The sequence below is a fragment of the Leptospira mayottensis 200901116 genome, from assembly GCF_000306675.2.
Taxonomy (GTDB): Bacteria; Spirochaetota; Leptospiria; order Leptospirales; family Leptospiraceae; genus Leptospira; species Leptospira mayottensis.
Map to the genome: position 1 here is coordinate 3390257 of NZ_CP024871.1, position 25564 is coordinate 3415820.

Below are 25564 nucleotides of genomic sequence, written 5' to 3' on the forward strand. Positions count from 1 at the left end.
GACAGTCTCCGGGAGTGAGGTTGTCTCTTCTTTAGTGAAAGGAAATGAATTCGAGATTAAAGAAAAAAAATCGTTAAGATTACTGACTTTCTTGGTGCGGAGGAAAAAGAATTTGAATGGTCTCTTGTAAAGGTAAATAATACTCAAGGTTGGACTTTAAGTTCCTCAGTAAATTCATTACAAAACGACTCTACGAAAGATGTGAATAAATTTGAATTATCTGGAACCTGGTCCGAATTACCACTCAGCTACTTCCCTCAAGATTTTTCTCAATTTATTTTTTTAGAAATTCGACTTAACAAAGTTTTGTTGAATCCGTATGGCGATTTTGGCCGCTTCGAATTCGATAACATTTCTTATATTAAGAATGGTAGTTTAATGAAGGTTATTTCGAATAATAAAGAGATTTTAACAGTTAAGATTCTAACTAACAATACAATTGAAATAATTGATTCAGAAAAATACAGAGAAGGCGGCTTGCCTGAGGATGCTAAAGATTTAATACCAGCTTTGAATAAAGGTAATATTTTAATTCGAATGTGAAGTTTAAATACGGTGTATCTTCTCTGCGAAAGCTAAAGAGGTTAGTCCGGATATCCTGAGCCATCACACACAAACTAACACCCTCCAACAATGCAAGACCGAACAGAACCACACTTCCCGACCTCTCGAACGAGCTTCTCTTTGGGCGAAGCGGTCCGAAGCAAAACGACGGGCCGCCGTATGTATGTGGATACAACTTGGGACGGTAAAGTTCCTTGCGTCTACTTTGATACAGAGAGTGGATCGCTTGTAAAAGTGGAAGTTCCGTTTGAGGACTTGGAAAAGATCAAAGAAACGGTAAGACAGATTCATACTTCTAAATATATCAGAATAGTTGAATACGAGCTGGCTGGTTCTTAAACGACTTCGAGTTTGAAATATTTTTTAAAATCGAAAGTGTAACGTGTACCAAACTTGGCCGGCGGGAGCGTCGGCTTTTTTGTATTTAGAATGTTAGAAGGAATTTCAGTTCCATTCTTCTCTTTCTTTTTGAATCTTTTCTTGGAGTTTAGCGGCTGATTCTTTTGAGAGCGTTCCACGAAAGTCTTTCATGGTAACCGGGCTTTTTGGTTCTTCTTTGATTTCATCGACTGCGTAAAGGAGGACTTCGATATTTTTCCCTACATACATTTCCGGAATGGAAAGATGGAGATCTGTGTTTTTGGGAGTGATTCTTGTTCTAATCATTGATTGTTCTTTTTAAAGTTCATCGAGCAATTCTTTAGCGGATTTAAGTTTTATTTTACCTTGTTTGTGGAGTTCGACCTCTTTCATCCCTTGTTTGATACTTGCGAGGATTTCTTTTTTAGTTGGTTCTTTGTCATTTGCCCGACTACGACGTGCATTTTGGAGTTCTTTTAAAAGAGTGTTGAATTCTTTGATTGAAATAACGACTGAGAGTTTTTTGCCTTTATGGTCTGTGATGAATTTGGGATGAATTGCTTTCATGGAAGAGTTCATTATATTCAGTAAATTTAATAAACTATGGATGTTTGATTTGGTATCATATATGTTTCTTTTAGCGATTTGAACTTTTTTTAGATTTTTATTCTATTATTTTCCTAAAACCTGTTCCATTCGTCCTTTTTTGATGAAAGCGTCTATGAGTGATTTAATGACTTCTCGATCTTTTTCGCTCATCTGATCTACAATTTCAAATTCTTTGAGTAAAGCCTGGTCTCTAATTTTGGAGGCAGGGTTTGCATTTCCTTCTTCTAAAAGTAAATAGTCTGTTGAGACTTCAAATACTTTCGCCATCTTAATGACCGTCTCAGAGTTTGGCATGGTTGAGCCGTTTTCATATTTTCCAATGTGTCGACCATGGACTCCGATCTTAGCGGCGAATTCATCTTGCGACCAATCCTTTTCCTTTCTTAATTTCTTAACTTTATCACCAAAAGACGGCATGATTCAATCCTTATACATGGAGCGTAGAGGCTGTATATATTTGAAAAAATATAAAGTAATTCTTGAAAAAGAAGAAAAAAACGAGTAGAAAGGTAAATTTTCTCTTGTCATGTACAGTCTTTAGATTGATATATTGATTCAATTGATTGAATCATCTTTTGCCCTGTTATTCAACCTTTATACTGTATCCTCAAAGGAGCCTCGCCCCATGCCCTTTATTCCAAAAGAAGAGATTACCCGCCTGAAAACGGAAACGGACCTCCTGGCACTTGTCCGCAGCTATGGGATCGAGCTGAAGAACCACGGAACGAACTGGGTAGCAAAGTGCCCGTTCCACGACGACCGCACGCCGTCTTTCATCGTAACGCCAGTAAAGAATCTGTGGCACTGCATGGGAGCTTGCAAGACGGGCGGAAGCGCGATCGACTTTGTGATGAAACGGGAAGGCTTGGGGTTTAACGAAGCGGTAGAAGTGCTACTCAAGTTCAAACCGCGGCCGGTGTCTCTGGGAGGTAAACCTCAAACACCGGTGGCATTGGAGAAGGCGTTAGGACGAAAGATCCCGACGACGGAGAAACTAAATAGTGAAGAAAGAGAACTGATCTTTCAGGCTTTGGCATATTACGAAAGCACATTGAGACAAAATAGGAACGCGCTCTCGTATTTACAAACGAGAAAGGTGGGAAGTGAGGAATCGATATCCAAATTTAAGATCGGTTACAGCGATGGAAGTTTAGGAAAGATTTTGCCATCGAGAGGAAGCAACGTAGGGAGAAGAGCGAGAGAGGTATTTAAGGAGTTCGGGATTTTTGGAGAGAGTGGAAATGAGTATTTCAAGGCAAGAATCGTATTTCCGATCTTCACGCAAGGCCGCGAACTTTGCGGGATGTATGGAAGAAGAGTCGTAGCAAGTAGAGAGGTAGCGATTCCCAATCATCTTTACTTACCGGGCAGACATTTAGGGATCTGGAATGAAGAAGACGCGTTTGAAAAGAAAGAGTTAGTGCTTTGCGAATCGATTCTCGACGCGCTTACCTTCTGGGAGAACGGAATCCGAAACGTGACATGCAGTTATGGAATCGAAGGCTTCACGGAAGTAATCCAGGAAAGAATCCTCGAAAAACAAATTCAAAAGATATACATCGCGTATGACGCGGACGCGGCAGGAGACAAGGGAGCTGCTTCTGTATATCAGAGACTGAAAGACAAAGGAATTTTAATCCATCGAGTGTTGTTACCGCTTGGAATGGATGTGAACGAAGTGGCGGTTCGAAGCGAAGAAGTTCAAGACACACTCTTGGGACTTTTAGAGGAGAGCGTTCCTTTAACAGAGGAAGAGCAAAGCCCACGAATCCAAGAATTCTTTCCCATTGAAACAACTCTTTCCACCGCGCGGCCACAAGAACCGCTCTTGACCTCGGAAGGACTGGCCGCCCTGACCGCTTCCCAAACACAAACTCAACCGGAAGTAAAGGTCACCAAAGAAGAAGTCCAAGTAGATTTCCCAGAAAGAACGTATTTAGCGAAAGGACTCTTTCGCAACAACGCAAGCCTTGAGACGTTGAAAGTGACTTTGAAGGTAAGCCAAGGAGAGAGGTATCACGTAGACAACGTGGACTTACTCAGCTACAAAGCGAGGACTTCGTATTTAGGGACGGCCACCCACGAGTTAAAAGAAAAAGAGGAAACGATCAAGAAGGAACTGGGGAAACTCATCAACGTATTAGAAGATGTATTGAACCAGAAAGAAAAAGAAAGAAACGTAAAGACGGAAGTTGAGCTCACCCCCGAGGAAAGGGCGGAAGCGGTATTGTATTTAGAAGACAAATCCCTACTTTACAATATCTTAATGGACTTTGAGAGATGCGGGCTTGTGGGAGAGAGAGTGAATTCACTTGTGGGGTATCTTGCGAGTATCACAAGAAGAACGGAGAATCCTTTGGCAGTTATCATACAATCTTCTTCGTCGGCAGGTAAATCGACTTTGATGGATGCGGTCCTCGACTTTGTGCCGGAAGAAGAGAAAGAGAAGTATTCAGCGATGACCGGCCAATCTCTTTTCTATATGTCCACAACCAATCTCAAAAACAAAGTTCTTGCGATCTCGGAAGAAGAAGGAGCTGAGAGAGCGAAGTATGCGTTAAAGATTTTGCAGAGTGAAAAGAAAATCAGCATCGCAAGCGCAATGAAAGACCCGACCACCGGAAGAACTGTGACGGAAGAATACAGCGTGGAAGGACCGGTCGTGATATTCCTCACAACCACCAACTTGGAGATCGATGAGGAGCTTGAGAACCGATGTCTCATTCTCACGGTGAACGAAGGAAGAGAACAAACAAGAACGATCCTGGAGATTCAAAGAGAACTGGAGACCTTGGAAGGAATCGTAAAGAAGAGAGACAAAGAGAAGATTTTGAAACTCCACAAGAATATACAAAGGGTTCTTCGTCCTTTAGTGGTTGTGAACCCGTATGCAAAAGAGTTAAAGTTCCCGGATACAAAACTCAGGATGCGCCGGGACCAAAAGAAATATTTAACCTTAATCAAATCGATCGCACTCTTGCACCAATACCAAAGAGAAAAGAAATTAGGAAAGGACGAGAACGGAGAGAGTTTTGAATACATCGAGGTGGCAAGAGAAGACTTGGAGCTTGGAAGTATTCTCGCATCCAAGATTTTGGGAAGAACCCTCGAAGAACTCACACCCCAGACTAAGGAAGTCTTGTTTTCCCTTCATACGATGGTCGAGCAAGAGAGCGAAACTCAAGAGATTTCCAAGAGCGAGGTTCGTTTTACAAGACGGGATGCGCGGGAACGACTCGGAATGAGCGACACAAGACTTCGGGTCCACTTGAGGCGATTAGAAGAGCTTGAGTATTTAATCGTACGCAATGGCCGAGTGGGACAAATCACAGAATACGAACTCCTTTACGACGGAGAGGGAAAAGAAGGAGAGGAATTTGCCCTTGGACTTTCTTTTGCCCAAGAAAGAGAAACGGGAGAAAAACGGGGAACAGATTCCGAAGACTCAGGCTTGTTAGTGGAAGGAAACACAGTATTGTCTTGGAGAGAGGTATTAGGACTTGCCAGAAAGGAAGAGAGGTTGGAGAGTGTATGAAAGAATCCGAATATACCGAACTTCTTGTATATTTTTGTTTGTGGAATTTGGAGAAATTTCCGTTGTGGATGCACACAGTTTGTATCCCTACCAGCAAGGCTCGGGAAAACCTGCTTTTTGCCGCACGTTTGACGCAAACCTCACCCCTAAAAAGACTAACCTCGCCTAGCAAAACGGCAACCTCGCCGGGGGGTAGCCTAGGGGTCGCCTGCCCTTCGCCTGGGGGTAGCCGCCCCCTCACTCTCGCATTCTGTTGGGGTTTAGAGTATGTTTCCGTGCAAAACACGGATTTCACATCCAAAAAAGGTCTTCTAGGACCAAAAAAGTTTTTCCGGACGCTGTCCGTGCGGCTGCTTGCAGGTTGGTTTTGAATTCAAATGAGCTGGCAAGAGAAGTTAGAGACGTTACGAATTTCACCGGTGGGGAGTTTTGAGAACTACTGTTACAGCTATTTAGAGAGGAACCGGACGGGAAAAGGACACAGCCTGAGTACATTAAAAAATACGCATGCTTGCCTCATTGATTTTTTTGAATGGTGTGCTTTGCGAGAGATTCGGTATCCGAACGAAGTAACTTTGTCTTTACTGGAAAGATACAGAAATCAGGTAGTCGGATTGAAAAACAAATACAACGGAAAAGAGCTTTCGAACAACAACAAACACAAACGACTTGCAAGCGTGCGGGAATATTTCGGATGGCTTGCAAGAAAGCGCGTGTTGCTTGTGGACCCTTCTTTGGATTGGGAGATCCCGAGGTATGTGAAACGGAACATACCGCACAACGTACTCAGTGTGGAAGAAGCGGAGAGGATCTTGTCTGTACCGGATGTGAAAAACGTATTAGGACTCAGGGACCGGGCGATGCTTGAGGTAGTGTATTCGACGGGGATACGCAGAATGGAGCTTGGAAATTTATATGTGAGTGATATTGATTTTTTTGGAAGGACGGTTCTTGTTCGAGAAGGCAAGGGAAAGAAAACGAGACTGATCCCGATCAGTGAAAGGGCATTGTCGTGGGTAAGGAGATATTTAGAGCGGTCGAGGGTCGCGTTATTGCGGAATACGGACGAGCCCCATTTGTTTTTAGGTAAGAGCGGCAAGAAGCTGGAGCATGCGAGTATTACGAGCCTCTTTGCGGTGTTTAGAGAGGCGGCGGATGTAAGGAAGCGGCAAGCGGTGCATATCTTTCGTCACACGACTGCGACGGGGATGCTGGACAACGGAGCGGATATTAGGCATGTTCAGGAGATGCTTGGACACGAGACTCTAAGCACGACCCAAATATATACCCACGTAGCGATTCGAAAACTCAAGGAAGTGTATGACAAGACTCACCCGTCGATCCATACACCGGATTCGACTTCTCTTGTGGGAAGGATTTCGAAAAAAGAAGAGACTGTCTCGAAAGACAAAGATTCAAACCAAGAAGAACCGAACACGAGCTGATTTTCCAATTGAGAGAGTGGATGTTCTCGTTTTAGAATTCTAAAACATTCCATATCTCTAAACAACCAAACGAAAGGAATCGGATGAAGGAGGACTTCTTCTTTTAGCGGTTTCTTTCATTCAAAACTAAAAACAAGAAATCAAAAAAGCTAACGAATGTTAGGGAGGCCGAAGGCATGTATATTGTAGCGATCGCATCATCCAAGGGAGGGGTTGGAAAGACAACGCACTCCACGAATTTAGCGATTCAACTTGCAAGAAGAGGAAAGAGAGTTCTTGCGGCTGACTTGGATCTGAACAACAACCTAACCGATTTCTTCCTGAGATACTTAAAACGCGGAGTGTTGGAAGAGAGAAACATACTGAGCGTTCTTTTGGGAGAAAGAGAGGTTGGAGAGTGTATTCACAAAAGTAGATTTGCGGGCTTGGATGTGTTGCCTTCCACGCTTTCGTTTGGAGCGGGAGTCAAGAATTTGGAAGTGGAATATCTTCTTTCGGTTCTTGGGGGTGAATTTCAAAAATTAAGCTACGACTATCTCATACTCGATACGCCGGGACATTTGTCTGTGGAGCTTGAGTTTGCAGTTCTGGTTGCGGACTTGGTTCTTTCTCCTGTTTGTCCGAAGAGGTGGTCGTTTCAAGGGATGAAAGACTTAGAGGAAGTAGCCCAAGGGATTGCCGAGAAGTTAGTCGTCGTTCCTTCTCTTGTGGGACGAGGCAAACAAGAGAGCGAGAGAATCCTAAATTTGAAAAAGAAGATTCGAGTCTCTCGTGTGAGTATCGGAAAGCTCAGTGGAATCGAGAAAGCATCGGAGGAAGGAAGAGAATTAAAACCTGGAAGCAAGGGCGATCTTTGGTTTGAGGCATTGGCGGAAGAAGTAATGGAACTTGAAGGAGAATCAGAATCGTTCAAGACAAATCGGAGGGTGAATGTATGAGAAGCCAAGAAGAGAGAGCAAAAGAATGGATGGAAACGCAAGAAGCAAGTCCCCGTCCCGGATCTACATTCAAAAAACAGTATATTCCAAAAGGAGTGACCCTCAACCCGATTGTAAAGATGGTTCTCCCTTCGAGTTTAAAGCCGAATCCGAAAAACGACTTTGACCCTTTGAGTGAAGAAGAATACGCAAATCTCAAAGAGAACATTGCTCTCAATGGAATTTTGGACGCACTTACAGCGAAGAAGGACGGGACGATCATTACAGGAGAAAACCGTTACCGAATCGCTCTTGAGTTGAAGGACCACGAAGACGAGAACGTGCGTCGTCGTGTCGAGAGTATCCCTGTCCGTTATTATATGAACGAACTTAACGACGAAGAGGAATACGATATATTAGAAGGAGACAATTTATTTCGCAGACATCTAACAGCGGAGCAAAGAAAAGAGCGGCTAAAGAGAAGAATCCTTCGGAAATACAAAGATGATCTCTTGCAAGACAACCGAGGCGGGAACCGCAAGAATGAATCGTCTCATTCATTAGCTGAGAATCCAGAAGAAGAAACAAAACAAGAGAATGAAACTTCTTCAATGGAAGAACAAACGGAATCTGAAATGGGGCTTGGGCTATTCTTCGGTGAAGTTGGCACCTTAGAAGAGCAAGCGCAGGGAACAAACCTTGAAGGCGCGGACTTGAAAGTCGGATCAGACAAAGAATCAAAGAAGAAATCTTTTTCATTGGTTGGAACAGACTCTTCAAGATCAAAAGTTCAAGGAGAACCTTTGAAACAAAGCCCAAAGGAAAAATCAAAATATCAGGGTGATATTTTGAACGAGAAGCATGACTTAGCCAAGAAAGTATCAGAGAATGAGAATATACCACTTGGAACGGCTCGGAGATATGTAACGGAATTAAAGAAGGAATTAAAAACCAAAGAACCGAAACCGGCCAAGAAGAAGACCGAGAAGAAAAAAGAAACTCTCACAAAGAAGGACAAGGTAAAAGAATTTCAGAAGAGATATTCCAAGCTGAGTGCATCGGCAAAGAAAGCGGAAGTGAGTCGTTTGGTTGGGAAGCTCGTTCAAGTAAGGAAGCAGAAAGAAAAGCTGGAAGCTCAAGTAACGACTTTAGCCAAAGAAGATTCCGAAATTGTGGAGAAGCTCCTTTCAGTTGGAGAAAAGAAACGGGTTCAGGGTCTTTAGTATATGAGAGAGAGCAAACGAACCAAAGTAACCTTGAGGTTGGTGAATTCGAAGTCATCGACAACGGAAGAAGAGAAACTGTTCCAAAAAAGAATCGAAGGATTTTGGAATCGATTCGAGAAGTTGAGTTCAACGAAGAAAAGAGAGGAAGTGAAAAAGCTAATCTCTCTCCTCACTCAATACGAAAAGAAAGTTCAAACGATGATCTTGGAATGGAAGAATCATTTCGAGAAGGAAAGAGAGATTAGAAGAAAGTTGCGAGTGATCGGAGAAAGAATGGGAGGGAAGCGGAAGATTTGATTTCAAGGAAAGGAGCATTGCTTTCTGCTTGATCTTCTTGTATTTGAAACTGCGATTTTTCCCTCAAATTTCCTCGATTTTCCTCACTTCAAAACTACCCTGAAAAATCCTGAAATTTCCTTAATCCTGTTTTCGAATGAAACAGGACTCTCCTTTCAAGGATGTAGAAGGATGCTTCCCTATTTAGCTGTGAATCGAAAAGTTTTCCAAATACGAAACGATTTCAATGGCGTTTAATGTTCCGGACGCGTAACCGAAGTCCGAGCCTGAAAGAAGGAAAGCTGTTTTCTCAAGTGGGGAAATTCCCCACCTGAAACAAAGCCGCGAGGATTTGGCGAAAGCCCGCAAGCGGTTACGCGGGAATTAGACGCCGTTGACTTGGTGCCGAGAAGCTGGGAAACCACAATGGCTTCCTTGATGCCGTTACATCGGAATGAAACGGCACTTGCATATTCCACCCACACACCTACTTTCAATATTATCGTTTAACCGGCTCTCATGACGCGGATGTTCGGCACTTCCGATATTAGCTAATATCCGAAGTGTCCTCGCGTGTGCGTATATTCTAATTTTATACAGTGCGTTATTGTGCCGAAAAACAATTCCTTCTTTCCACCGCACACGCTCGGATTCCCTCACATCCGCTTGACAGAACAAACATTCTGCCACATGAGAGCCGGAAGATTTGCGGCTAAAGAAAGAAGGTGTGTGGGTGGAAAAGTTTTTCGTTTTGATTAAAAAAAGTTTCGAAAATGAGTCTTGTGTGAGTCCTAAAACGCTGCTGTCTGGAAAAACGAGTTGCCAGTAACAGGAACCTGAAAGAGCCTTTTCGAACTACTTCTCTCGAACCTCTCAAGAGAAAGAAAACTACTCCTGCCTTTATCATTGCGCTCCTTGTTTTGGAGCCTCTAAACTCAAAAAAGCGATCTTTGGAATCTTTTCTAAAGACAAACCCGATGGAAACATCGGGCGGAGGGGGAAGAGTAACACCACCCCGCTAACTCCAAAACTTTTTGAAATGAAGAATGGAAGATATGGAATATTTCCAGAAGGAAAAATCTACTTTTCTCTCGTTTTCGAAAGAACTCTCAATGAAACCTAATTCTTTTGATTAAAATCGAATATTTCCGAATTTATCCGCCGAAAAAAGACTAGCATTTACTAACACAGATTCGAGAAGTTCCGAAAATCCGGTTTCGGTTTCCTTTCTTTTATGGACTCCGAAAAGTAAGGGTAAATCCAAATCGAGAAACGGTAAACCCGGTAAGGCAGGGCTCAAAGCCCCACTTTACCGATCCTCGCAACGTATTCGATTATCCGAAGAATATTCGGATCAGATCGAGAATCTTCAAAACGATCCGAAGAAACAGTTTCAAAACAGATTTATCTTTTTTCATCCTTGCCTCCTTTACTTATATTATATCCCTCCAAGTTTCGATTTTGATTGGCCGCGTGATTGCTGATCCAACCGCCTCGAAATTCGCTAAGGAAATTGCTTACACATATATTAGTAGAAGTTGATTTGAATTCTTTGGTTTCGAATGAGGTTCAGGAGGTATTGGAGAAGAGAGTTTTCTTTGAAAGGTCGAGGTTTTCTCTTTAGTTGCCTTCTTTTTTGGTAAAAGGATTCGACTATCGATGAAAAAAGAAAACTTTGATGGAAGAATTCGGTAAATCTTTATTTTCAAATGGGTCCTATCCGAGTCCTGTGCGGTACTTGTTCGAGACTTGTAATTTTCAAATGGGTCCTGTTCGGTACTTGTTCGAGTCCTGTGTGAGCCTTGTCTGGAACCTAAGGGAGATTTTGGAGAAGCAGAAAGAGCGAATATCGTCTTGAATCGGTGAATACTTGCGAAATACGAATGGGAGGCGAGGAAACGAGCAAGATTGTTGCTTGTATGCTTGAAAAATCTGAAGAAATCCGAAGTTTTCCGAAATTTGGAAGTGAAATCCTAAAAAGTCCTTCGTATTTTTCAGGTTTCTTCGGAAAGACATGAAGAAAGTTGAATATTCTAAAAGTGTTCTTAGGGGAAAAGTTTTGTGTATTTTCAAAACCGCTTGTACGGGATTTTTTTTCAGGGTTGAAACTTTTCTAAGGCTAAAATGCTTCGAAACGACTAATGCTTTGGGAGAAATGCAATTCCAGCAGTTTCCGGGTTAGGGCAAGTTAGAAGGGGCTGGAGTTGAGGTTGCGGGGAGAAAGAATGACGGTGACGGAGATGCAAGTCATGGAACGTCCTCCGATCCGAATAATTCTAAAAAACCTGATTCTCCTGAGCATAATTTAGATGAAAGAATTTCTAAATTGAAGAGAGAGCTTGAAGAAGGAGTCTCACTTGCAAGTGGTAACGGTGCAATGGATGAATCCGGTATCACTCCAGAGAAAGTAGCGGCGAAAATCATTTCCCAAAAAATGGATGAATTGAAACATTTAGAAAGCCAAAGGGCTGGGTTGAAGCAACAGTCTGACAGATCAGCCGAGCTAAGGGCTCCGGCCGACAAGGGAAATCAGGAAAAGACAAATTCAAATACGACGAGTAAAGGCGGTGGTTTAACTGAATATTCGAATGGAGCCAGAACACCAATCCCATTTAAAGAAGGAAGAGATGGCGTCTTCTCTGAACCTCGAACAAATCAATTACACGGTGCGGTTGATTTGATGACTCCGATTGGAACTCCTATTGTAGCTGTAGCGGATGGTAAAGTTTCTTTACTTCATGATAAACCGGATAATTTTCTAAGAAATAGCGATCCTAATAAAGTGAATAAAAACGATAAAGGGGGGCAACAATTTCAATCGAGCACACGAATGCGAATGGAGAAAAGGTATATACATATTATGCTCATAACTCAGAAATTCTTGTTAAACCCGGTCAAATCGTAAAAAAAGGAGATTTAATTTCACTATCCGGCCAATCTGGAAACACTCCAGGAGGGCCACATATGCATTTTACGATTTACAAACCTACGAATGGTAAGTTAAAAGAAACTGATCCAATGCTTTTTGATTGGAATAAATTTGAGGGTAAAAATTAGAAATTATGAAAAGAATCATTTTTTTGCTTATATTAGTTGTTGCATGTTCAAAATTTGCTTCTGAAAAACAGAAATTTTCATCCAACGTAAAATTGCCTTTATACAAAGAGACAGTCTCCGGGAGTGAGGTTGTCTCTTCTTTAGTGAAAGGAAATGAATTCGAGATTAAAGAAAAAAAAATCGTTAAGATTACTGACTTTCTTGGTGCGGAGGAAAAAGAATTTGAATGGTCTCTTGTAAAGGTAAATAATACTCAAGGTTGGACTTTAAGTTCCTCAGTAAATTCATTACAAAACGACTCTACGAAAGATGTGAATAAATTTGAATTATCTGGAACCTGGTCCGAATTACCACTCAGCTACTTCCCTCAAGATTTTTCTCAATTTATTTTTTTAGAAATTCGACTTAACAAAGTTTTGTTGAATCCGTATGGCGATTTTGGCCGCTTCGAATTCGATAACATTTCTTATATTAAGAATGGTAGTTTAATGAAGGTTATTTCGAATAATAAAGAGATTTTAACAGTTAAGATTCTAACTAACAATACAATTGAAATAATTGATTCAGAAAAATACAGAGAAGGCGGCTTGCCTGAGGATGCTAAAGATTTAATACCAGCTTTGAATAAAGGTAATATTTTAATTCGAATGTGAAGTTTAAATACGGTGTATCTTCTCTGCGAAAGCTAAAGAGGTTAGTCCGGATATCCTGAGCCATCACACACAAACTAACACCCTCCAACAATGCAAGACCGAACAGAACCACACTTCCCGACCTCTCGAACGAGCTTCTCTTTGGGCGAAGCGGTCCGAAGCAAAACGACGGGCCGCCGTATGTATGTGGATACAACTTGGGACGGTAAAGTTCCTTGCGTCTACTTTGATACAGAGAGTGGATCGCTTGTAAAAGTGGAAGTTCCGTTTGAGGACTTGGAAAAGATCAAAGAAACGGTAAGACAGATTCATACTTCTAAATATATCAGAATAGTTGAATACGAGCTGGCTGGTTCTTAAACGACTTCGAGTTTGAAATATTTTTTAAAATCGAAAGTGTAACGTGTACCAAACTTGGCCGGCGGGAGCGTCGGCTTTTTTGTATTTAGAATGTTAGAAGGAATTTCAGTTCCATTCTTCTCTTTCTTTTGAATCTTTTCTTGGAGTTTAGCGGCTGATTCTTTTGAGAGCGTTCCACGAAAGTCTTTCATGGTAACCGGGCTTTTTGGTTCTTCTTTGATTTCATCGACTGCGTAAAGGAGGACTTCGATATTTTTCCCTACATACATTTCCGGAATGGAAAGATGGAGATCTGTGTTTTTGGGAGTGATTCTTGTTCTAATCATTGATTGTTCTTTTTAAAGTTCATCGAGCAATTCTTTAGCGGATTTAAGTTTTATTTTACCTTGTTTGTGGAGTTCGACCTCTTTCATCCCTTGTTTGATACTTGCGAGGATTTCTTTTTTAGTTGGTTCTTTGTCATTTGCCCGACTACGACGTGCATTTTGGAGTTCTTTTAAAAGAGTGTTGAATTCTTTGATTGAAATAACGACTGAGAGTTTTTTGCCTTTATGGTCTGTGATGAATTTGGGATGAATTGCTTTCATGGAAGAGTTCATTATATTCAGTAAATTTAATAAACTATGGATGTTTGATTTGGTATCATATATGTTTCTTTTAGCGATTTGAACTTTTTTTAGATTTTTATTCTATTATTTTCCTAAAACCTGTTCCATTCGTCCTTTTTTGATGAAAGCGTCTATGAGTGATTTAATGACTTCTCGATCTTTTTCGCTCATCTGATCTACAATTTCAAATTCTTTGAGTAAAGCCTGGTCTCTAATTTTGGAGGCAGGGTTTGCATTTCCTTCTTCTAAAAGTAAATAGTCTGTTGAGACTTCAAATACTTTCGCCATCTTAATGACCGTCTCAGAGTTTGGCATGGTTGAGCCGTTTTCATATTTTCCAATGTGTCGACCATGGACTCCGATCTTAGCGGCGAATTCATCTTGCGACCAATCCTTTTCCTTTCTTAATTTCTTAACTTTATCACCAAAAGACGGCATGATTCAATCCTTATACATGGAGCGTAGAGGCTGTATATATTTGAAAAAATATAAAGTAATTCTTGAAAAAGAAGAAAAAAACGAGTAGAAAGGTAAATTTTCTCTTGTCATGTACAGTCTTTAGATTGATATATTGATTCAATTGATTGAATCATCTTTTGCCCTGTTATTCAACCTTTATACTGTATCCTCAAAGGAGCCTCGCCCCATGCCCTTTATTCCAAAAGAAGAGATTACCCGCCTGAAAACGGAAACGGACCTCCTGGCACTTGTCCGCAGCTATGGGATCGAGCTGAAGAACCACGGAACGAACTGGGTAGCAAAGTGCCCGTTCCACGACGACCGCACGCCGTCTTTCATCGTAACGCCAGTAAAGAATCTGTGGCACTGCATGGGAGCTTGCAAGACGGGCGGAAGCGCGATCGACTTTGTGATGAAACGGGAAGGCTTGGGGTTTAACGAAGCGGTAGAAGTGCTACTCAAGTTCAAACCGCGGCCGGTGTCTCTGGGAGGTAAACCTCAAACACCGGTGGCATTGGAGAAGGCGTTAGGACGAAAGATCCCGACGACGGAGAAACTAAATAGTGAAGAAAGAGAACTGATCTTTCAGGCTTTGGCATATTACGAAAGCACATTGAGACAAAATAGGAACGCGCTCTCGTATTTACAAACGAGAAAGGTGGGAAGTGAGGAATCGATATCCAAATTTAAGATCGGTTACAGCGATGGAAGTTTAGGAAAGATTTTGCCATCGAGAGGAAGCAACGTAGGGAGAAGAGCGAGAGAGGTATTTAAGGAGTTCGGGATTTTTGGAGAGAGTGGAAATGAGTATTTCAAGGCAAGAATCGTATTTCCGATCTTCACGCAAGGCCGCGAACTTTGCGGGATGTATGGAAGAAGAGTCGTAGCAAGTAGAGAGGTAGCGATTCCCAATCATCTTTACTTACCGGGCAGACATTTAGGGATCTGGAATGAAGAAGACGCGTTTGAAAAGAAAGAGTTAGTGCTTTGCGAATCGATTCTCGACGCGCTTACCTTCTGGGAGAACGGAATCCGAAACGTGACATGCAGTTATGGAATCGAAGGCTTCACGGAAGTAATCCAGGAAAGAATCCTCGAAAAACAAATTCAAAAGATATACATCGCGTATGACGCGGACGCGGCAGGAGACAAGGGAGCTGCTTCTGTATATCAGAGACTGAAAGACAAAGGAATTTTAATCCATCGAGTGTTGTTACCGCTTGGAATGGATGTGAACGAAGTGGCGGTTCGAAGCGAAGAAGTTCAAGACACACTCTTGGGACTTTTAGAGGAGAGCGTTCCTTTAACAGAGGAAGAGCAAAGCCCACGAATCCAAGAATTCTTTCCCATTGAAACAACTCTTTCCACCGCGCGGCCACAAGAACCGCTCTTGACCTCGGAAGGACTGGCCGCCCTGACCGCTTCCCAAACACAAACTCAACCGGAAGTAAAGGTCACCAAAGAAGAAGTCCAAGTAGATTTCCCAGAAAGAACGTATTTAGCGAAAGGACTCTTTCGCAACAACGCAAGCCTTGAGACGTTGAAAGTGACTTTGAAGGTAAGCCAAGGAGAGAGGTATCACGTAGACAACGTGGACTTACTCAGCTACAAAGCGAGGACTTCGTATTTAGGGACGGCCACCCACGAGTTAAAAGAAAAAGAGGAAACGATCAAGAAGGAACTGGGGAAACTCATCAACGTATTAGAAGATGTATTGAACCAGAAAGAAAAAGAAAGAAACGTAAAGACGGAAGTTGAGCTCACCCCCGAGGAAAGGGCGGAAGCGGTATTGTATTTAGAAGACAAATCCCTACTTTACAATATCTTAATGGACTTTGAGAGATGCGGGCTTGTGGGAGAGAGAGTGAATTCACTTGTGGGGTATCTTGCGAGTATCACAAGAAGAACGGAGAATCCTTTGGCAGTTATCATACAATCTTCTTCGTCGGCAGGTAAATCGACTTTGATGGATGCGGTCCTCGACTTTGTGCCGGAAGAAGAGAAAGAGAAGTATTCAGCGATGACCGGCCAATCTCTTTTCTATATGTCCACAACCAATCTCAAAAACAAAGTTCTTGCGATCTCGGAAGAAGAAGGAGCTGAGAGAGCGAAGTATGCGTTAAAGATTTTGCAGAGTGAAAAGAAAATCAGCATCGCAAGCGCAATGAAAGACCCGACCACCGGAAGAACTGTGACGGAAGAATACAGCGTGGAAGGACCGGTCGTGATATTCCTCACAACCACCAACTTGGAGATCGATGAGGAGCTTGAGAACCGATGTCTCATTCTCACGGTGAACGAAGGAAGAGAACAAACAAGAACGATCCTGGAGATTCAAAGAGAACTGGAGACCTTGGAAGGAATCGTAAAGAAGAGAGACAAAGAGAAGATTTTGAAACTCCACAAGAATATACAAAGGGTTCTTCGTCCTTTAGTGGTTGTGAACCCGTATGCAAAAGAGTTAAAGTTCCCGGATACAAAACTCAGGATGCGCCGGGACCAAAAGAAATATTTAACCTTAATCAAATCGATCGCACTCTTGCACCAATACCAAAGAGAAAAGAAATTAGGAAAGGACGAGAACGGAGAGAGTTTTGAATACATCGAGGTGGCAAGAGAAGACTTGGAGCTTGGAAGTATTCTCGCATCCAAGATTTTGGGAAGAACCCTCGAAGAACTCACACCCCAGACTAAGGAAGTCTTGTTTTCCCTTCATACGATGGTCGAGCAAGAGAGCGAAACTCAAGAGATTTCCAAGAGCGAGGTTCGTTTTACAAGACGGGATGCGCGGGAACGACTCGGAATGAGCGACACAAGACTTCGGGTCCACTTGAGGCGATTAGAAGAGCTTGAGTATTTAATCGTACGCAATGGCCGAGTGGGACAAATCACAGAATACGAACTCCTTTACGACGGAGAGGGAAAAGAAGGAGAGGAATTTGCCCTTGGACTTTCTTTTGCCCAAGAAAGAGAAACGGGAGAAAAACGGGGAACAGATTCCGAAGACTCAGGCTTGTTAGTGGAAGGAAACACAGTATTGTCTTGGAGAGAGGTATTAGGACTTGCCAGAAAGGAAGAGAGGTTGGAGAGTGTATGAAAGAATCCGAATATACCGAACTTCTTGTATATTTTTGTTTGTGGAATTTGGAGAAATTTCCGTTGTGGATGCACACAGTTTGTATCCCTACCAGCAAGGCTCGGGAAAACCTGCTTTTTGCCGCACGTTTGACGCAAACCTCACCCCTAAAAAGACTAACCTCGCCTAGCAAAACGGCAACCTCGCCGGGGGGTAGCCTAGGGGTCGCCTGCCCTTCGCCTGGGGGTAGCCGCCCCCTCACTCTCGCATTCTGTTGGGGTTTAGAGTATGTTTCCGTGCAAAACACGGATTTCACATCCAAAAAAGGTCTTCTAGGACCAAAAAAGTTTTTCCGGACGCTGTCCGTGCGGCTGCTTGCAGGTTGGTTTTGAATTCAAATGAGCTGGCAAGAGAAGTTAGAGACGTTACGAATTTCACCGGTGGGGAGTTTTGAGAACTACTGTTACAGCTATTTAGAGAGGAACCGGACGGGAAAAGGACACAGCCTGAGTACATTAAAAAATACGCATGCTTGCCTCATTGATTTTTTTGAATGGTGTGCTTTGCGAGAGATTCGGTATCCGAACGAAGTAACTTTGTCTTTACTGGAAAGATACAGAAATCAGGTAGTCGGATTGAAAAACAAATACAACGGAAAAGAGCTTTCGAACAACAACAAACACAAACGACTTGCAAGCGTGCGGGAATATTTCGGATGGCTTGCAAGAAAGCGCGTGTTGCTTGTGGACCCTTCTTTGGATTGGGAGATCCCGAGGTATGTGAAACGGAACATACCGCACAACGTACTCAGTGTGGAAGAAGCGGAGAGGATCTTGTCTGTACCGGATGTGAAAAACGTATTAGGACTCAGGGACCGGGCGATGCTTGAGGTAGTGTATTCGACGGGGATACGCAGAATGGAGCTTGGAAATTTATATGTGAGTGATATTGATTTTTTTGGAAGGACGGTTCTTGTTCGAGAAGGCAAGGGAAAGAAAACGAGACTGATCCCGATCAGTGAAAGGGCATTGTCGTGGGTAAGGAGATATTTAGAGCGGTCGAGGGTCGCGTTATTGCGGAATACGGACGAGCCCCATTTGTTTTTAGGTAAGAGCGGCAAGAAGCTGGAGCATGCGAGTATTACGAGCCTCTTTGCGGTGTTTAGAGAGGCGGCGGATGTAAGGAAGCGGCAAGCGGTGCATATCTTTCGTCACACGACTGCGACGGGGATGCTGGACAACGGAGCGGATATTAGGCATGTTCAGGAGATGCTTGGACACGAGACTCTAAGCACGACCCAAATATATACCCACGTAGCGATTCGAAAACTCAAGGAAGTGTATGACAAGACTCACCCGTCGATCCATACACCGGATTCGACTTCTCTTGTGGGAAGGATTTCGAAAAAAGAAGAGACTGTCTCGAAAGACAAAGATTCAAACCAAGAAGAACCGAACACGAGCTGATTTTCCAATTGAGAGAGTGGATGTTCTCGTTTTAGAATTCTAAAACATTCCATATCTCTAAACAACCAAACGAAAGGAATCGGATGAAGGAGGACTTCTTCTTTTAGCGGTTTCTTTCATTCAAAACTAAAAACAAGAAATCAAAAAAGCTAACGAATGTTAGGGAGGCCGAAGGCATGTATATTGTAGCGATCGCATCATCCAAGGGAGGGGTTGGAAAGACAACGCACTCCACGAATTTAGCGATTCAACTTGCAAGAAGAGGAAAGAGAGTTCTTGCGGCTGACTTGGATCTGAACAACAACCTAACCGATTTCTTCCTGAGATACTTAAAACGCGGAGTGTTGGAAGAGAGAAACATACTGAGCGTTCTTTTGGGAGAAAGAGAGGTTGGAGAGTGTATTCACAAAAGTAGATTTGCGGGCTTGGATGTGTTGCCTTCCACGCTTTCGTTTGGAGCGGGAGTCAAGAATTTGGAAGTGGAATATCTTCTTTCGGTTCTTGGGGGTGAATTTCAAAAATTAAGCTACGACTATCTCATACTCGATACGCCGGGACATTTGTCTGTGGAGCTTGAGTTTGCAGTTCTGGTTGCGGACTTGGTTCTTTCTCCTGTTTGTCCGAAGAGGTGGTCGTTTCAAGGGATGAAAGACTTAGAGGAAGTAGCCCAAGGGATTGCCGAGAAGTTAGTCGTCGTTCCTTCTCTTGTGGGACGAGGCAAACAAGAGAGCGAGAGAATCCTAAATTTGAAAAAGAAGATTCGAGTCTCTCGTGTGAGTATCGGAAAGCTCAGTGGAATCGAGAAAGCATCGGAGGAAGGAAGAGAATTAAAACCTGGAAGCAAGGGCGATCTTTGGTTTGAGGCATTGGCGGAAGAAGTAATGGAACTTGAAGGAGAATCAGAATCGTTCAAGACAAATCGGAGGGTGAATGTATGAGAAGCCAAGAAGAGAGAGCAAAAGAATGGATGGAAACGCAAGAAGCAAGTCCCCGTCCCGGATCTACATTCAAAAAACAGTATATTCCAAAAGGAGTGACCCTCAACCCGATTGTAAAGATGGTTCTCCCTTCGAGTTTAAAGCCGAATCCGAAAAACGACTTTGACCCTTTGAGTGAAGAAGAATACGCAAATCTCAAAGAGAACATTGCTCTCAATGGAATTTTGGACGCACTTACAGCGAAGAAGGACGGGACGATCATTACAGGAGAAAACCGTTACCGAATCGCTCTTGAGTTGAAGGACCACGAAGACGAGAACGTGCGTCGTCGTGTCGAGAGTATCCCTGTCCGTTATTATATGAACGAACTTAACGACGAAGAGGAATACGATATATTAGAAGGAGACAATTTATTTCGCAGACATCTAACAGCGGAGCAAAGAAAAGAGCGGCTAAAGAGAAGAATCCTTCGGAAATACAAAGATGATCTCTTGCAAGACAACCGAGGCGGGAACCGCAAGAATGAATCGTCTCATTCATTAGCTGAGAATCCAGAAGAAGAAACAAAACAAGAGAATGAAACTTCTTCAATGGAAGAACAAACGGAATCTGAAATGGGGCTTGGGCTATTCTTCGGTGAAGTTGGCACCTTAGAAGAGCAAGCGCAGGGAACAAACCTTGAAGGCGCGGACTTGAAAGTCGGATCAGACAAAGAATCAAAGAAGAAATCTTTTTCATTGGTTGGAACAGACTCTTCAAGATCAAAAGTTCAAGGAGAACCTTTGAAACAAAGCCCAAAGGAAAAATCAAAATATCAGGGTGATATTTTGAACGAGAAGCATGACTTAGCCAAGAAAGTATCAGAGAATGAGAATATACCACTTGGAACGGCTCGGAGATATGTAACGGAATTAAAGAAGGAATTAAAAACCAAAGAACCGAAACCGGCCAAGAAGAAGACCGAGAAGAAAAAAGAAACTCTCACAAAGAAGGACAAGGTAAAAGAATTTCAGAAGAGATATTCCAAGCTGAGTGCATCGGCAAAGAAAGCGGAAGTGAGTCGTTTGGTTGGGAAGCTCGTTCAAGTAAGGAAGCAGAAAGAAAAGCTGGAAGCTCAAGTAACGACTTTAGCCAAAGAAGATTCCGAAATTGTGGAGAAGCTCCTTTCAGTTGGAGAAAAGAAACGGGTTCAGGGTCTTTAGTATATGAGAGAGAGCAAACGAACCAAAGTAACCTTGAGGTTGGTGAATTCGAAGTCATCGACAACGGAAGAAGAGAAACTGTTCCAAAAAAGAATCGAAGGATTTTGGAATCGATTCGAGAAGTTGAGTTCAACGAAGAAAAGAGAGGAAGTGAAAAAGCTAATCTCTCTCCTCACTCAATACGAAAAGAAAGTTCAAACGATGATCTTGGAATGGAAGAATCATTTCGAGAAGGAAAGAGAGATTAGAAGAAAGTTGCGAGTGATCGGAGAAAGAATGGGAGGGAAGCGGAAGATTTGATTTCAAGGAAAGGAGCATTGCTTTCTGCTTGATCTTCTTGTATTTGAAACTGCGATTTTTCCCTCAAATTTCCTCGATTTTCCTCACTTCAAAACTACCCTGAAAAATCCTGAAATTTCCTTAATCCTGTTTTCGAATGAAACAGGACTCTCCTTTCAAGGATGTAGAAGGATGCTTCCCTATTTAGCTGTGAATCGAAAAGTTTTCCAAATACGAAACGATTTCAATGGCGTTTAATGTTCCGGACGCGTAACCGAAGTCCGAGCCTGAAAGAAGGAAAGCTGTTTTCTCAAGTGGGGAAATTCCCCACCTGAAACAAAGCCGCGAGGATTTGGCGAAAGCCCGCAAGCGGTTACGCGGGAATTAGACGCCGTTGACTTGGTGCCGAGAAGCTGGGAAACCACAATGGCTTCCTTGATGCCGTTACATCGGAATGAAACGGCACTTGCATATTCCACCCACACACCTACTTTCAATATTATCGTTTAACCGGCTCTCATGACGCGGATGTTCGGCACTTCCGATATTAGCTAATATCCGAAGTGTCCTCGCGTGTGCGTATATTCTAATTTTATACAGTGCGTTATTGTGCCGAAAAACAATTCCTTCTTTCCACCGCACACGCTCGGATTCCCTCACATCCGCTTGACAGAACAAACATTCTGCCACATGAGAGCCGGAAGATTTGCGGCTAAAGAAAGAAGGTGTGTGGGTGGAAAAGTTTTTCGTTTTGATTAAAAAAAGTTTCGAAAATGAGTCTTGTGTGAGTCCTAAAACGCTGCTGTCTGGAAAAACGAGTTGCCAGTAACAGGAACCTGAAAGAGCCTTTTCGAACTACTTCTCTCGAACCTCTCAAGAGAAAGAAAACTACTCCTGCCTTTATCATTGCGCTCCTTGTTTTGGAGCCTCTAAACTCAAAAAAGCGATCTTTGGAATCTTTTCTAAAGACAAACCCGATGGAAACATCGGGCGGAGGGGGAAGAGTAACACCACCCCGCTAACTCCAAAACTTTTTGAAATGAAGAATGGAAGATATGGAATATTTCCAGAAGGAAAAATCTACTTTTCTCTCGTTTTCGAAAGAACTCTCAATGAAACCTAATTCTTTTGATTAAAATCGAATATTTCCGAATTTATCCGCCGAAAAAAGACTAGCATTTACTAACACAGATTCGAGAAGTTCCGAAAATCCGGTTTCGGTTTCCTTTCTTTTATGGACTCCGAAAAGTAAGGGTAAATCCAAATCGAGAAACGGTAAACCCGGTAAGGCAGGGCTCAAAGCCCCACTTTACCGATCCTCGCAACGTATTCGATTATCCGAAGAATATTCGGATCAGATCGAGAATCTTCAAAACGATCCGAAGAAACAGTTTCAAAACAGATTTATCTTTTTTCATCCTTGCCTCCTTTACTTATATTATATCCCTCCAAGTTTCGATTTTGATTGGCCGCGTGATTGCTGATCCAACCGCCTCGAAATTCGCTAAGGAAATTGCTTACACATATATTAGTAGAAGTTGATTTGAATTCTTTGGTTTCGAATGAGGTTCAGGAGGTATTGGAGAAGAGAGTTTTCTTTGAAAGGTCGAGGTTTTCTCTTTAGTTGCCTTCTTTTTTGGTAAAAGGATTCGACTATCGATGAAAAAAGAAAACTTTGATGGAAGAATTCGGTAAATCTTTATTTTCAAATGGGTCCTATCCGAGTCCTGTGCGGTACTTGTTCGAGACTTGTAATTTTCAAATGGGTCCTGTTCGGTACTTGTTCGAGTCCTGTGTGAGCCTTGTCTGGAACCTAAGGGAGATTTTGGAGAAGCAGAAAGAGCGAATATCGTCTTGAATCGGTGAATACTTGCGAAATACGAATGGGAGGCGAGGAAACGAGCAAGATTGTTGCTTGTATGCTTGAAAAATCTGAAGAAATCCGAAGTTTTCCGAAATTTGGAAGTGAAATCCTAAAAAGTCCTTCGTATTTTTCAGGTTTCTTCGGAAAGACATGAAGAAAGTTGAATATTCTAAAAGTGTTCTTAGGGGAAAAGTTTTGTGTATTTTCAAAACCGCTTGTACGGGATTTTTTTTCAGGGTTGAAACTTTTCTAAGGCTAAAATGCTTCGAAACGACTAATGCTTTGGGAGAAATGCAATTCCAGCAGTTTCCGGGTTAGGGCAAGTTAGAAGGTATGGGCGTTGAAACTCAAAGAAGAGAAGAAGACGGAATCCTCGATCACATTCTGGGTAAGGCGGCTGAGACGTTAGGCGGCGGTCTGGATTGGGTTGGTAACAAGATCGATGGAGCAATCGACAGCGTTGTCGGAGTTGCCTCAAGTGCTTGGGATGGTGCTAAGAACGCGTTCGGTGGCAATGAAGTAGAAAGTCTTTGTTTTGTTGCGGGAACACTTGTATTAACAGGCAGAGGATTAAAAACGATCGAGAGAATCAAAGTCGGAGAGGAAGTCTTGGCGTATGACCCGAGAACAAACACTCAGACGTTCAAATCCGTGGTTCGTTTGTTTAACAATGAAAGTTCAGAACTTTTGAAAATCAACTTTGGAGACGGAGAAGAAGTAAATACAACACCCGGTCACAGATTCTTTACGGACAACAGAGGCTTTGTGTTAGCAAGCGAACTTACGACCAAAGACTTGTTTTTGGACAAATCGGGCAATACGGTAACGATTCATTCGATCGAGAAAGAAACGTTGAAAGAAAAGACGAGTGTGTTCAACTTCGAGGTCGAAGATTATCACACCTACTACGTGAGTGAGGAATGTATTCTGGTTCACAACGACAGTGTGAAGATGTTGCAGGAGAGAATTGCGGCAAATGGAGAATTGAACGGTCCACTTGTAAACAAGGGGATTGACAAGATCTTAGACCAAGTGAACAGCTTTGACAAAACGAAATCGGGCAATGTGGAAGCGGCGTTGAAGGATTTTGCAAAAGCCAATGGCCTGAGCGAAAGTTCACCCGAATACAAGAAGTTGAAAGAGCTGTCGGCTGATATTGCTGGAAGTAAATCGAAAGGATTCAACGAATCTCGGATTGAATACTACAACCAGAACAAGGAAAGAATCCATACGGAAGCGTTAACGGCAATGTATGGAGACAAGATTCAATCGATCGATGGAAAGAAAGCTATATTAAGAAACGGTGAAGGAGTTATCATCACGAACGGAAAGTATGACCTTCAGTTGGATAACAAGACGAGCGAATATTTCAAAAGAGAAAGCGAAAACTTTCTTGGGATGAGATCAAGCGATCCAGATTATCATCTAAGAAATTCAGCACAATGTTTTCCAACGACGAACGCGGTGATGGCTGAACACGCAGGAGCGACTCCAAGAGATCCATCGAAACAAATGGTGGATGATATGCTTTCGACCGCGTTAGGAAAAGGGATTTTGAATCGTAATGATCACAAAAACGGTGGGCAAGAGTTACAAGACTATCCTGCTAATGAAAAACTGAACAGAGAATATGGACTTACACAGCATCTGTTCAATAATCGAGAAGGTTTGAGTTTCGATGACAAGAAAGCTGCGATTCAGGCCGCCATTCGAAACGGGAACATTGTGTCTGCGGGTGGAAAATTTCCGGTTGGGGATCACCGAAATGCGATCGTAGGATATGACTCGAAAGGTTGGGTTGTATTTGACCCGTATGGCAATGCGAATACAAACGGTTACAAAGGAAATGGAATGTTTGCCCATTATGAATACGGAAAGTTCAATTTGGGTGGAAACAAAGCCTACTACGTAACCAAGGACTAAGGAAGATATATGAAGAACCGAAAACGAATATTAGCAATATTGATTACATTAGGAGTAACGTTCATGTTACAAGCGGAAGGCGAGAAGACAAGAAAGGATTTGATTCCGATTTTCAAGAAATGTTATCGGCCAGATGAACATAAGGTTTTGGTTGCAAGTTCTACTTTGATTGAGAAAGGGAAACCAAAGAATTTCTATTTTCCCAATGCGATTAAGGATTACAACAAGGACACGGCTTGGGGGGTAAGCAAAAATCAAGGAATTGGGGAATGGATATACGTGCACAATTATTTTGATGATAATTTGAATCATTATCATCAACTTGCAGGGAAGAGCCAGAAAAACTATTTCAGTTTTTTGAATGGATTGGCAAAAGATGCGACTTCTTTTCAAGAAAACGGAAGGATCAAAAAAGTACGAATCGATGTATATGAATTAGAAGGTGGAGAGACAATGGCAAATTTAGACGATCCTCTCATATATCACAATTATCCGATTGAAAATGATTCCTTTGAATTGGAACTCAAGGATGCTCCCGAAGAACAAACTTTTGAAAGAGAGATTTTTACGAAGATAAAACCGCAAGATGTCTTCTACGGTCGTTATTTACTTTTCAAACTTACGATCCTCGAAACGTATCCGGGAACCAAAAGCAAAAATGTATTTTTAACAGAGTTTCACGCGTATTCGGAAGATATTAAGAAAGAAGGTTTCAAGATCACCCGTGAGAGGAAGTGATTTGATTTT

Annotated in this window: 24 protein-coding genes and 2 pseudogenes; 18 read left to right on the forward strand and 8 right to left on the reverse strand. The window is 42.4% G+C overall.

Annotated elements, in window-relative coordinates; genetic code table 11:
* Window positions 1-201 precede the first annotated feature (201 nt).
* Together LEP1GSC190_RS20450 and LEP1GSC190_RS15495 are read left to right on the forward strand one after the other, a co-directional pair.
* A complete protein-coding gene (locus LEP1GSC190_RS20450; RefSeq protein ID WP_237578315.1) occupies window positions 202-543 on the forward strand; it encodes a hypothetical protein in 342 nt (113 codons plus the stop codon).
* 90 nt (window positions 544-633) lie between these two features.
* On the forward strand, window positions 634-903 hold the full coding sequence (locus tag LEP1GSC190_RS15495; protein WP_237578316.1) for a hypothetical protein: 270 nt from the start codon (window positions 634-636) through the stop codon (window positions 901-903).
* A 105-nt stretch (window positions 904-1008) separates the two neighbouring features.
* Here LEP1GSC190_RS15495 and LEP1GSC190_RS15500 read toward each other — a convergent pair whose 3' ends face one another.
* The 3 genes from LEP1GSC190_RS15500 to LEP1GSC190_RS15510 form a co-directional block, all read right to left on the reverse strand.
* Window positions 1009-1230, reverse strand: a complete 222-nt coding sequence (locus LEP1GSC190_RS15500) for a hypothetical protein (protein ID WP_002747185.1) — start codon at window positions 1228-1230, stop codon at window positions 1009-1011.
* A 12-nt stretch (window positions 1231-1242) separates the two neighbouring features.
* Window positions 1243-1491, reverse strand: a complete 249-nt coding sequence (locus LEP1GSC190_RS15505; RefSeq protein WP_173380610.1) for a hypothetical protein — start codon at window positions 1489-1491, stop codon at window positions 1243-1245.
* 105 nt (window positions 1492-1596) lie between these two features.
* Window positions 1597-1950: a helix-turn-helix domain-containing protein gene (locus LEP1GSC190_RS15510; protein WP_002747181.1), complete on the reverse strand. Its 354-nt coding sequence runs from the start codon at window positions 1948-1950 to the stop codon at window positions 1597-1599.
* A 208-nt stretch (window positions 1951-2158) separates the two neighbouring features.
* On the opposite strand from LEP1GSC190_RS15510, the gene LEP1GSC190_RS15515 reads away from it, so the two are divergent.
* The 5 genes from LEP1GSC190_RS15515 to LEP1GSC190_RS15540 all read left to right on the forward strand — a co-directional run bounded on the left by LEP1GSC190_RS15515 (window position 2159) and on the right by LEP1GSC190_RS15540 (window position 8953).
* Window positions 2159-5068, forward strand: coding sequence for a CHC2 zinc finger domain-containing protein (locus LEP1GSC190_RS15515; RefSeq protein ID WP_036048097.1), 2910 nt, complete (start codon window positions 2159-2161; stop codon window positions 5066-5068).
* A 377-nt stretch (window positions 5069-5445) separates the two neighbouring features.
* Window positions 5446-6513, forward strand: coding sequence for a tyrosine-type recombinase/integrase (locus LEP1GSC190_RS15525; protein ID WP_002747169.1), 1068 nt, complete (start codon window positions 5446-5448; stop codon window positions 6511-6513).
* A gap of 176 nt (window positions 6514-6689) precedes the next feature.
* Window positions 6690-7451 (forward strand): ParA family protein, encoded by a 762-nt coding sequence (locus tag LEP1GSC190_RS15530; protein ID WP_002747174.1) that lies wholly within the window; start codon window positions 6690-6692, stop codon window positions 7449-7451.
* Window positions 7448-8653 carry a ParB N-terminal domain-containing protein gene (locus LEP1GSC190_RS15535; RefSeq protein ID WP_002747165.1) on the forward strand — a complete coding sequence of 402 codons (1206 nt, stop codon included), beginning with the start codon at window positions 7448-7450 and terminating at the stop codon, window positions 8651-8653. Before LEP1GSC190_RS15530 ends, LEP1GSC190_RS15535 begins: the two co-directional genes overlap by 4 nt.
* 3 nt (window positions 8654-8656) lie before the next feature.
* Window positions 8657-8953, forward strand: coding sequence for a hypothetical protein (locus tag LEP1GSC190_RS15540; RefSeq protein ID WP_173380561.1), 297 nt, complete (start codon window positions 8657-8659; stop codon window positions 8951-8953).
* Between the two features lie 1111 nt (window positions 8954-10064).
* On the opposite strand, the gene LEP1GSC190_RS19575 is transcribed toward LEP1GSC190_RS15540, so the two are convergent.
* The gene (locus tag LEP1GSC190_RS19575) at window positions 10065-10232 is read right to left on the reverse strand and encodes a hypothetical protein (protein ID WP_161970106.1); all 168 of its coding nucleotides are present in this window, start codon (window positions 10230-10232) and stop codon (window positions 10065-10067) included.
* 1026 nt (window positions 10233-11258) lie between these two features.
* Here LEP1GSC190_RS19575 and LEP1GSC190_RS15550 point away from each other — a divergent pair.
* The 4 genes from LEP1GSC190_RS15550 to LEP1GSC190_RS15560 all read left to right on the forward strand — a co-directional run bounded on the left by LEP1GSC190_RS15550 (window position 11259) and on the right by LEP1GSC190_RS15560 (window position 13002).
* Window positions 11259-11837, forward strand: a complete 579-nt coding sequence (locus LEP1GSC190_RS15550; protein ID WP_237578317.1) for a M23 family metallopeptidase — start codon at window positions 11259-11261, stop codon at window positions 11835-11837.
* Window positions 11750-11989 (forward strand): M23 family metallopeptidase, encoded by a 240-nt coding sequence (locus LEP1GSC190_RS20455; RefSeq protein WP_237578387.1) that lies wholly within the window; start codon window positions 11750-11752, stop codon window positions 11987-11989. The genes LEP1GSC190_RS15550 and LEP1GSC190_RS20455 overlap by 88 nt, the downstream gene beginning before the upstream one ends.
* A gap of 5 nt (window positions 11990-11994) precedes the next feature.
* Window positions 11995-12642, forward strand: coding sequence for a hypothetical protein (locus LEP1GSC190_RS15555; RefSeq protein ID WP_002747157.1), 648 nt, complete (start codon window positions 11995-11997; stop codon window positions 12640-12642).
* Between the two features lie 90 nt (window positions 12643-12732).
* Window positions 12733-13002: a hypothetical protein gene (locus LEP1GSC190_RS15560; protein ID WP_237578316.1), complete on the forward strand. Its 270-nt coding sequence runs from the start codon at window positions 12733-12735 to the stop codon at window positions 13000-13002.
* Window positions 13003-13107: 105 nt separating this feature from the next.
* Here the strand turns inward: LEP1GSC190_RS15560 and LEP1GSC190_RS19910 are convergent.
* The 3 genes and pseudogenes from LEP1GSC190_RS19910 to LEP1GSC190_RS15575 all read right to left on the reverse strand — a co-directional run bounded on the left by LEP1GSC190_RS19910 (window position 13108) and on the right by LEP1GSC190_RS15575 (window position 14048).
* A pseudogene (locus LEP1GSC190_RS19910) lies at window positions 13108-13328 on the reverse strand (hypothetical protein).
* Window positions 13329-13340: 12 nt separating this feature from the next.
* Window positions 13341-13589 carry a hypothetical protein gene (locus LEP1GSC190_RS15570; protein WP_173380610.1) on the reverse strand — a complete coding sequence of 83 codons (249 nt, stop codon included), beginning with the start codon at window positions 13587-13589 and terminating at the stop codon, window positions 13341-13343.
* Window positions 13590-13694: 105 nt separating this feature from the next.
* Entirely contained in the window at window positions 13695-14048 is a 354-nt protein-coding gene (locus LEP1GSC190_RS15575) for a helix-turn-helix domain-containing protein (protein ID WP_002747181.1), read from the reverse strand.
* Window positions 14049-14256: 208 nt separating this feature from the next.
* Between LEP1GSC190_RS15575 and LEP1GSC190_RS15580 the strand changes: the two genes are divergently transcribed.
* The 5 genes from LEP1GSC190_RS15580 to LEP1GSC190_RS15605 all read left to right on the forward strand — a co-directional run bounded on the left by LEP1GSC190_RS15580 (window position 14257) and on the right by LEP1GSC190_RS15605 (window position 21051).
* Window positions 14257-17166: a CHC2 zinc finger domain-containing protein gene (locus LEP1GSC190_RS15580; RefSeq protein ID WP_036048097.1), complete on the forward strand. Its 2910-nt coding sequence runs from the start codon at window positions 14257-14259 to the stop codon at window positions 17164-17166.
* Between the two features lie 377 nt (window positions 17167-17543).
* Entirely contained in the window at window positions 17544-18611 is a 1068-nt protein-coding gene (locus LEP1GSC190_RS15590; RefSeq protein WP_002747169.1) for a tyrosine-type recombinase/integrase, read from the forward strand.
* 176 nt (window positions 18612-18787) lie between these two features.
* Window positions 18788-19549, forward strand: coding sequence for a ParA family protein (locus LEP1GSC190_RS15595; protein WP_002747174.1), 762 nt, complete (start codon window positions 18788-18790; stop codon window positions 19547-19549).
* Entirely contained in the window at window positions 19546-20751 is a 1206-nt protein-coding gene (locus LEP1GSC190_RS15600; protein WP_002747165.1) for a ParB N-terminal domain-containing protein, read from the forward strand. The genes LEP1GSC190_RS15595 and LEP1GSC190_RS15600 overlap by 4 nt, the downstream gene beginning before the upstream one ends.
* 3 nt (window positions 20752-20754) lie before the next feature.
* Window positions 20755-21051, forward strand: a complete 297-nt coding sequence (locus tag LEP1GSC190_RS15605; protein ID WP_173380561.1) for a hypothetical protein — start codon at window positions 20755-20757, stop codon at window positions 21049-21051.
* 1111 nt (window positions 21052-22162) lie between these two features.
* Here LEP1GSC190_RS15605 and LEP1GSC190_RS19580 read toward each other — a convergent pair.
* Complete coding sequence (locus tag LEP1GSC190_RS19580) at window positions 22163-22330, reverse strand: hypothetical protein (protein ID WP_161970106.1); 168 nt, start codon at window positions 22328-22330, stop codon at window positions 22163-22165.
* A gap of 900 nt (window positions 22331-23230) precedes the next feature.
* On the opposite strand from LEP1GSC190_RS19580, the pseudogene LEP1GSC190_RS15615 reads away from it, so the two are divergent.
* Both LEP1GSC190_RS15615 and LEP1GSC190_RS15620 read left to right on the forward strand, forming a co-directional pair.
* A pseudogene (locus LEP1GSC190_RS15615) lies at window positions 23231-24817 on the forward strand (polymorphic toxin-type HINT domain-containing protein); the annotation flags it as partial.
* Between the two features lie 9 nt (window positions 24818-24826).
* The gene (locus LEP1GSC190_RS15620; RefSeq protein ID WP_173380601.1) at window positions 24827-25555 is read left to right on the forward strand and encodes an NADase-type glycan-binding domain-containing protein; all 729 of its coding nucleotides are present in this window, start codon (window positions 24827-24829) and stop codon (window positions 25553-25555) included.
* The last annotated feature ends 9 nt before the right edge of the window (window positions 25556-25564 follow it).

Excerpts from the sequence above, each read along its gene's own strand:
- LEP1GSC190_RS15515 (WP_036048097.1), top strand. The coding sequence starts at position 2,159 with ATGCCCTTTATTCCAAAAGAAGAGATTACCCGCCTGAAAACGGAAACG.
- LEP1GSC190_RS15530 (WP_002747174.1), top strand. The coding sequence starts at position 6,690 with ATGTATATTGTAGCGATCGCATCATCCAAGGGAGGGGTTGGAAAGACA.
- LEP1GSC190_RS15540 (WP_173380561.1), top strand. The coding sequence starts at position 8,657 with ATGAGAGAGAGCAAACGAACCAAAGTAACCTTGAGGTTGGTGAATTCG.
- LEP1GSC190_RS15595 (WP_002747174.1), top strand. The coding sequence starts at position 18,788 with ATGTATATTGTAGCGATCGCATCATCCAAGGGAGGGGTTGGAAAGACA.
- LEP1GSC190_RS15590 (WP_002747169.1), top strand. The coding sequence starts at position 17,544 with ATGAGCTGGCAAGAGAAGTTAGAGACGTTACGAATTTCACCGGTGGGG.
- LEP1GSC190_RS15605 (WP_173380561.1), top strand. The coding sequence starts at position 20,755 with ATGAGAGAGAGCAAACGAACCAAAGTAACCTTGAGGTTGGTGAATTCG.
- LEP1GSC190_RS15525 (WP_002747169.1), top strand. The coding sequence starts at position 5,446 with ATGAGCTGGCAAGAGAAGTTAGAGACGTTACGAATTTCACCGGTGGGG.
- LEP1GSC190_RS15600 (WP_002747165.1), top strand. The coding sequence starts at position 19,546 with ATGAGAAGCCAAGAAGAGAGAGCAAAAGAATGGATGGAAACGCAAGAA.
- LEP1GSC190_RS15620 (WP_173380601.1), top strand. The coding sequence starts at position 24,827 with ATGAAGAACCGAAAACGAATATTAGCAATATTGATTACATTAGGAGTA.
- LEP1GSC190_RS15580 (WP_036048097.1), top strand. The coding sequence starts at position 14,257 with ATGCCCTTTATTCCAAAAGAAGAGATTACCCGCCTGAAAACGGAAACG.
- LEP1GSC190_RS15575 (WP_002747181.1), bottom strand. The coding sequence starts at position 14,048 with ATGCCGTCTTTTGGTGATAAAGTTAAGAAATTAAGAAAGGAAAAGGAT.
- LEP1GSC190_RS15560 (WP_237578316.1), top strand. The coding sequence starts at position 12,733 with ATGCAAGACCGAACAGAACCACACTTCCCGACCTCTCGAACGAGCTTC.
- LEP1GSC190_RS15510 (WP_002747181.1), bottom strand. The coding sequence starts at position 1,950 with ATGCCGTCTTTTGGTGATAAAGTTAAGAAATTAAGAAAGGAAAAGGAT.
- LEP1GSC190_RS15505 (WP_173380610.1), bottom strand. The coding sequence starts at position 1,491 with ATGAAAGCAATTCATCCCAAATTCATCACAGACCATAAAGGCAAAAAA.
- LEP1GSC190_RS15555 (WP_002747157.1), top strand. The coding sequence starts at position 11,995 with ATGAAAAGAATCATTTTTTTGCTTATATTAGTTGTTGCATGTTCAAAA.
- LEP1GSC190_RS15500 (WP_002747185.1), bottom strand. The coding sequence starts at position 1,230 with ATGATTAGAACAAGAATCACTCCCAAAAACACAGATCTCCATCTTTCC.
- LEP1GSC190_RS15570 (WP_173380610.1), bottom strand. The coding sequence starts at position 13,589 with ATGAAAGCAATTCATCCCAAATTCATCACAGACCATAAAGGCAAAAAA.
- LEP1GSC190_RS15535 (WP_002747165.1), top strand. The coding sequence starts at position 7,448 with ATGAGAAGCCAAGAAGAGAGAGCAAAAGAATGGATGGAAACGCAAGAA.
- LEP1GSC190_RS15495 (WP_237578316.1), top strand. The coding sequence starts at position 634 with ATGCAAGACCGAACAGAACCACACTTCCCGACCTCTCGAACGAGCTTC.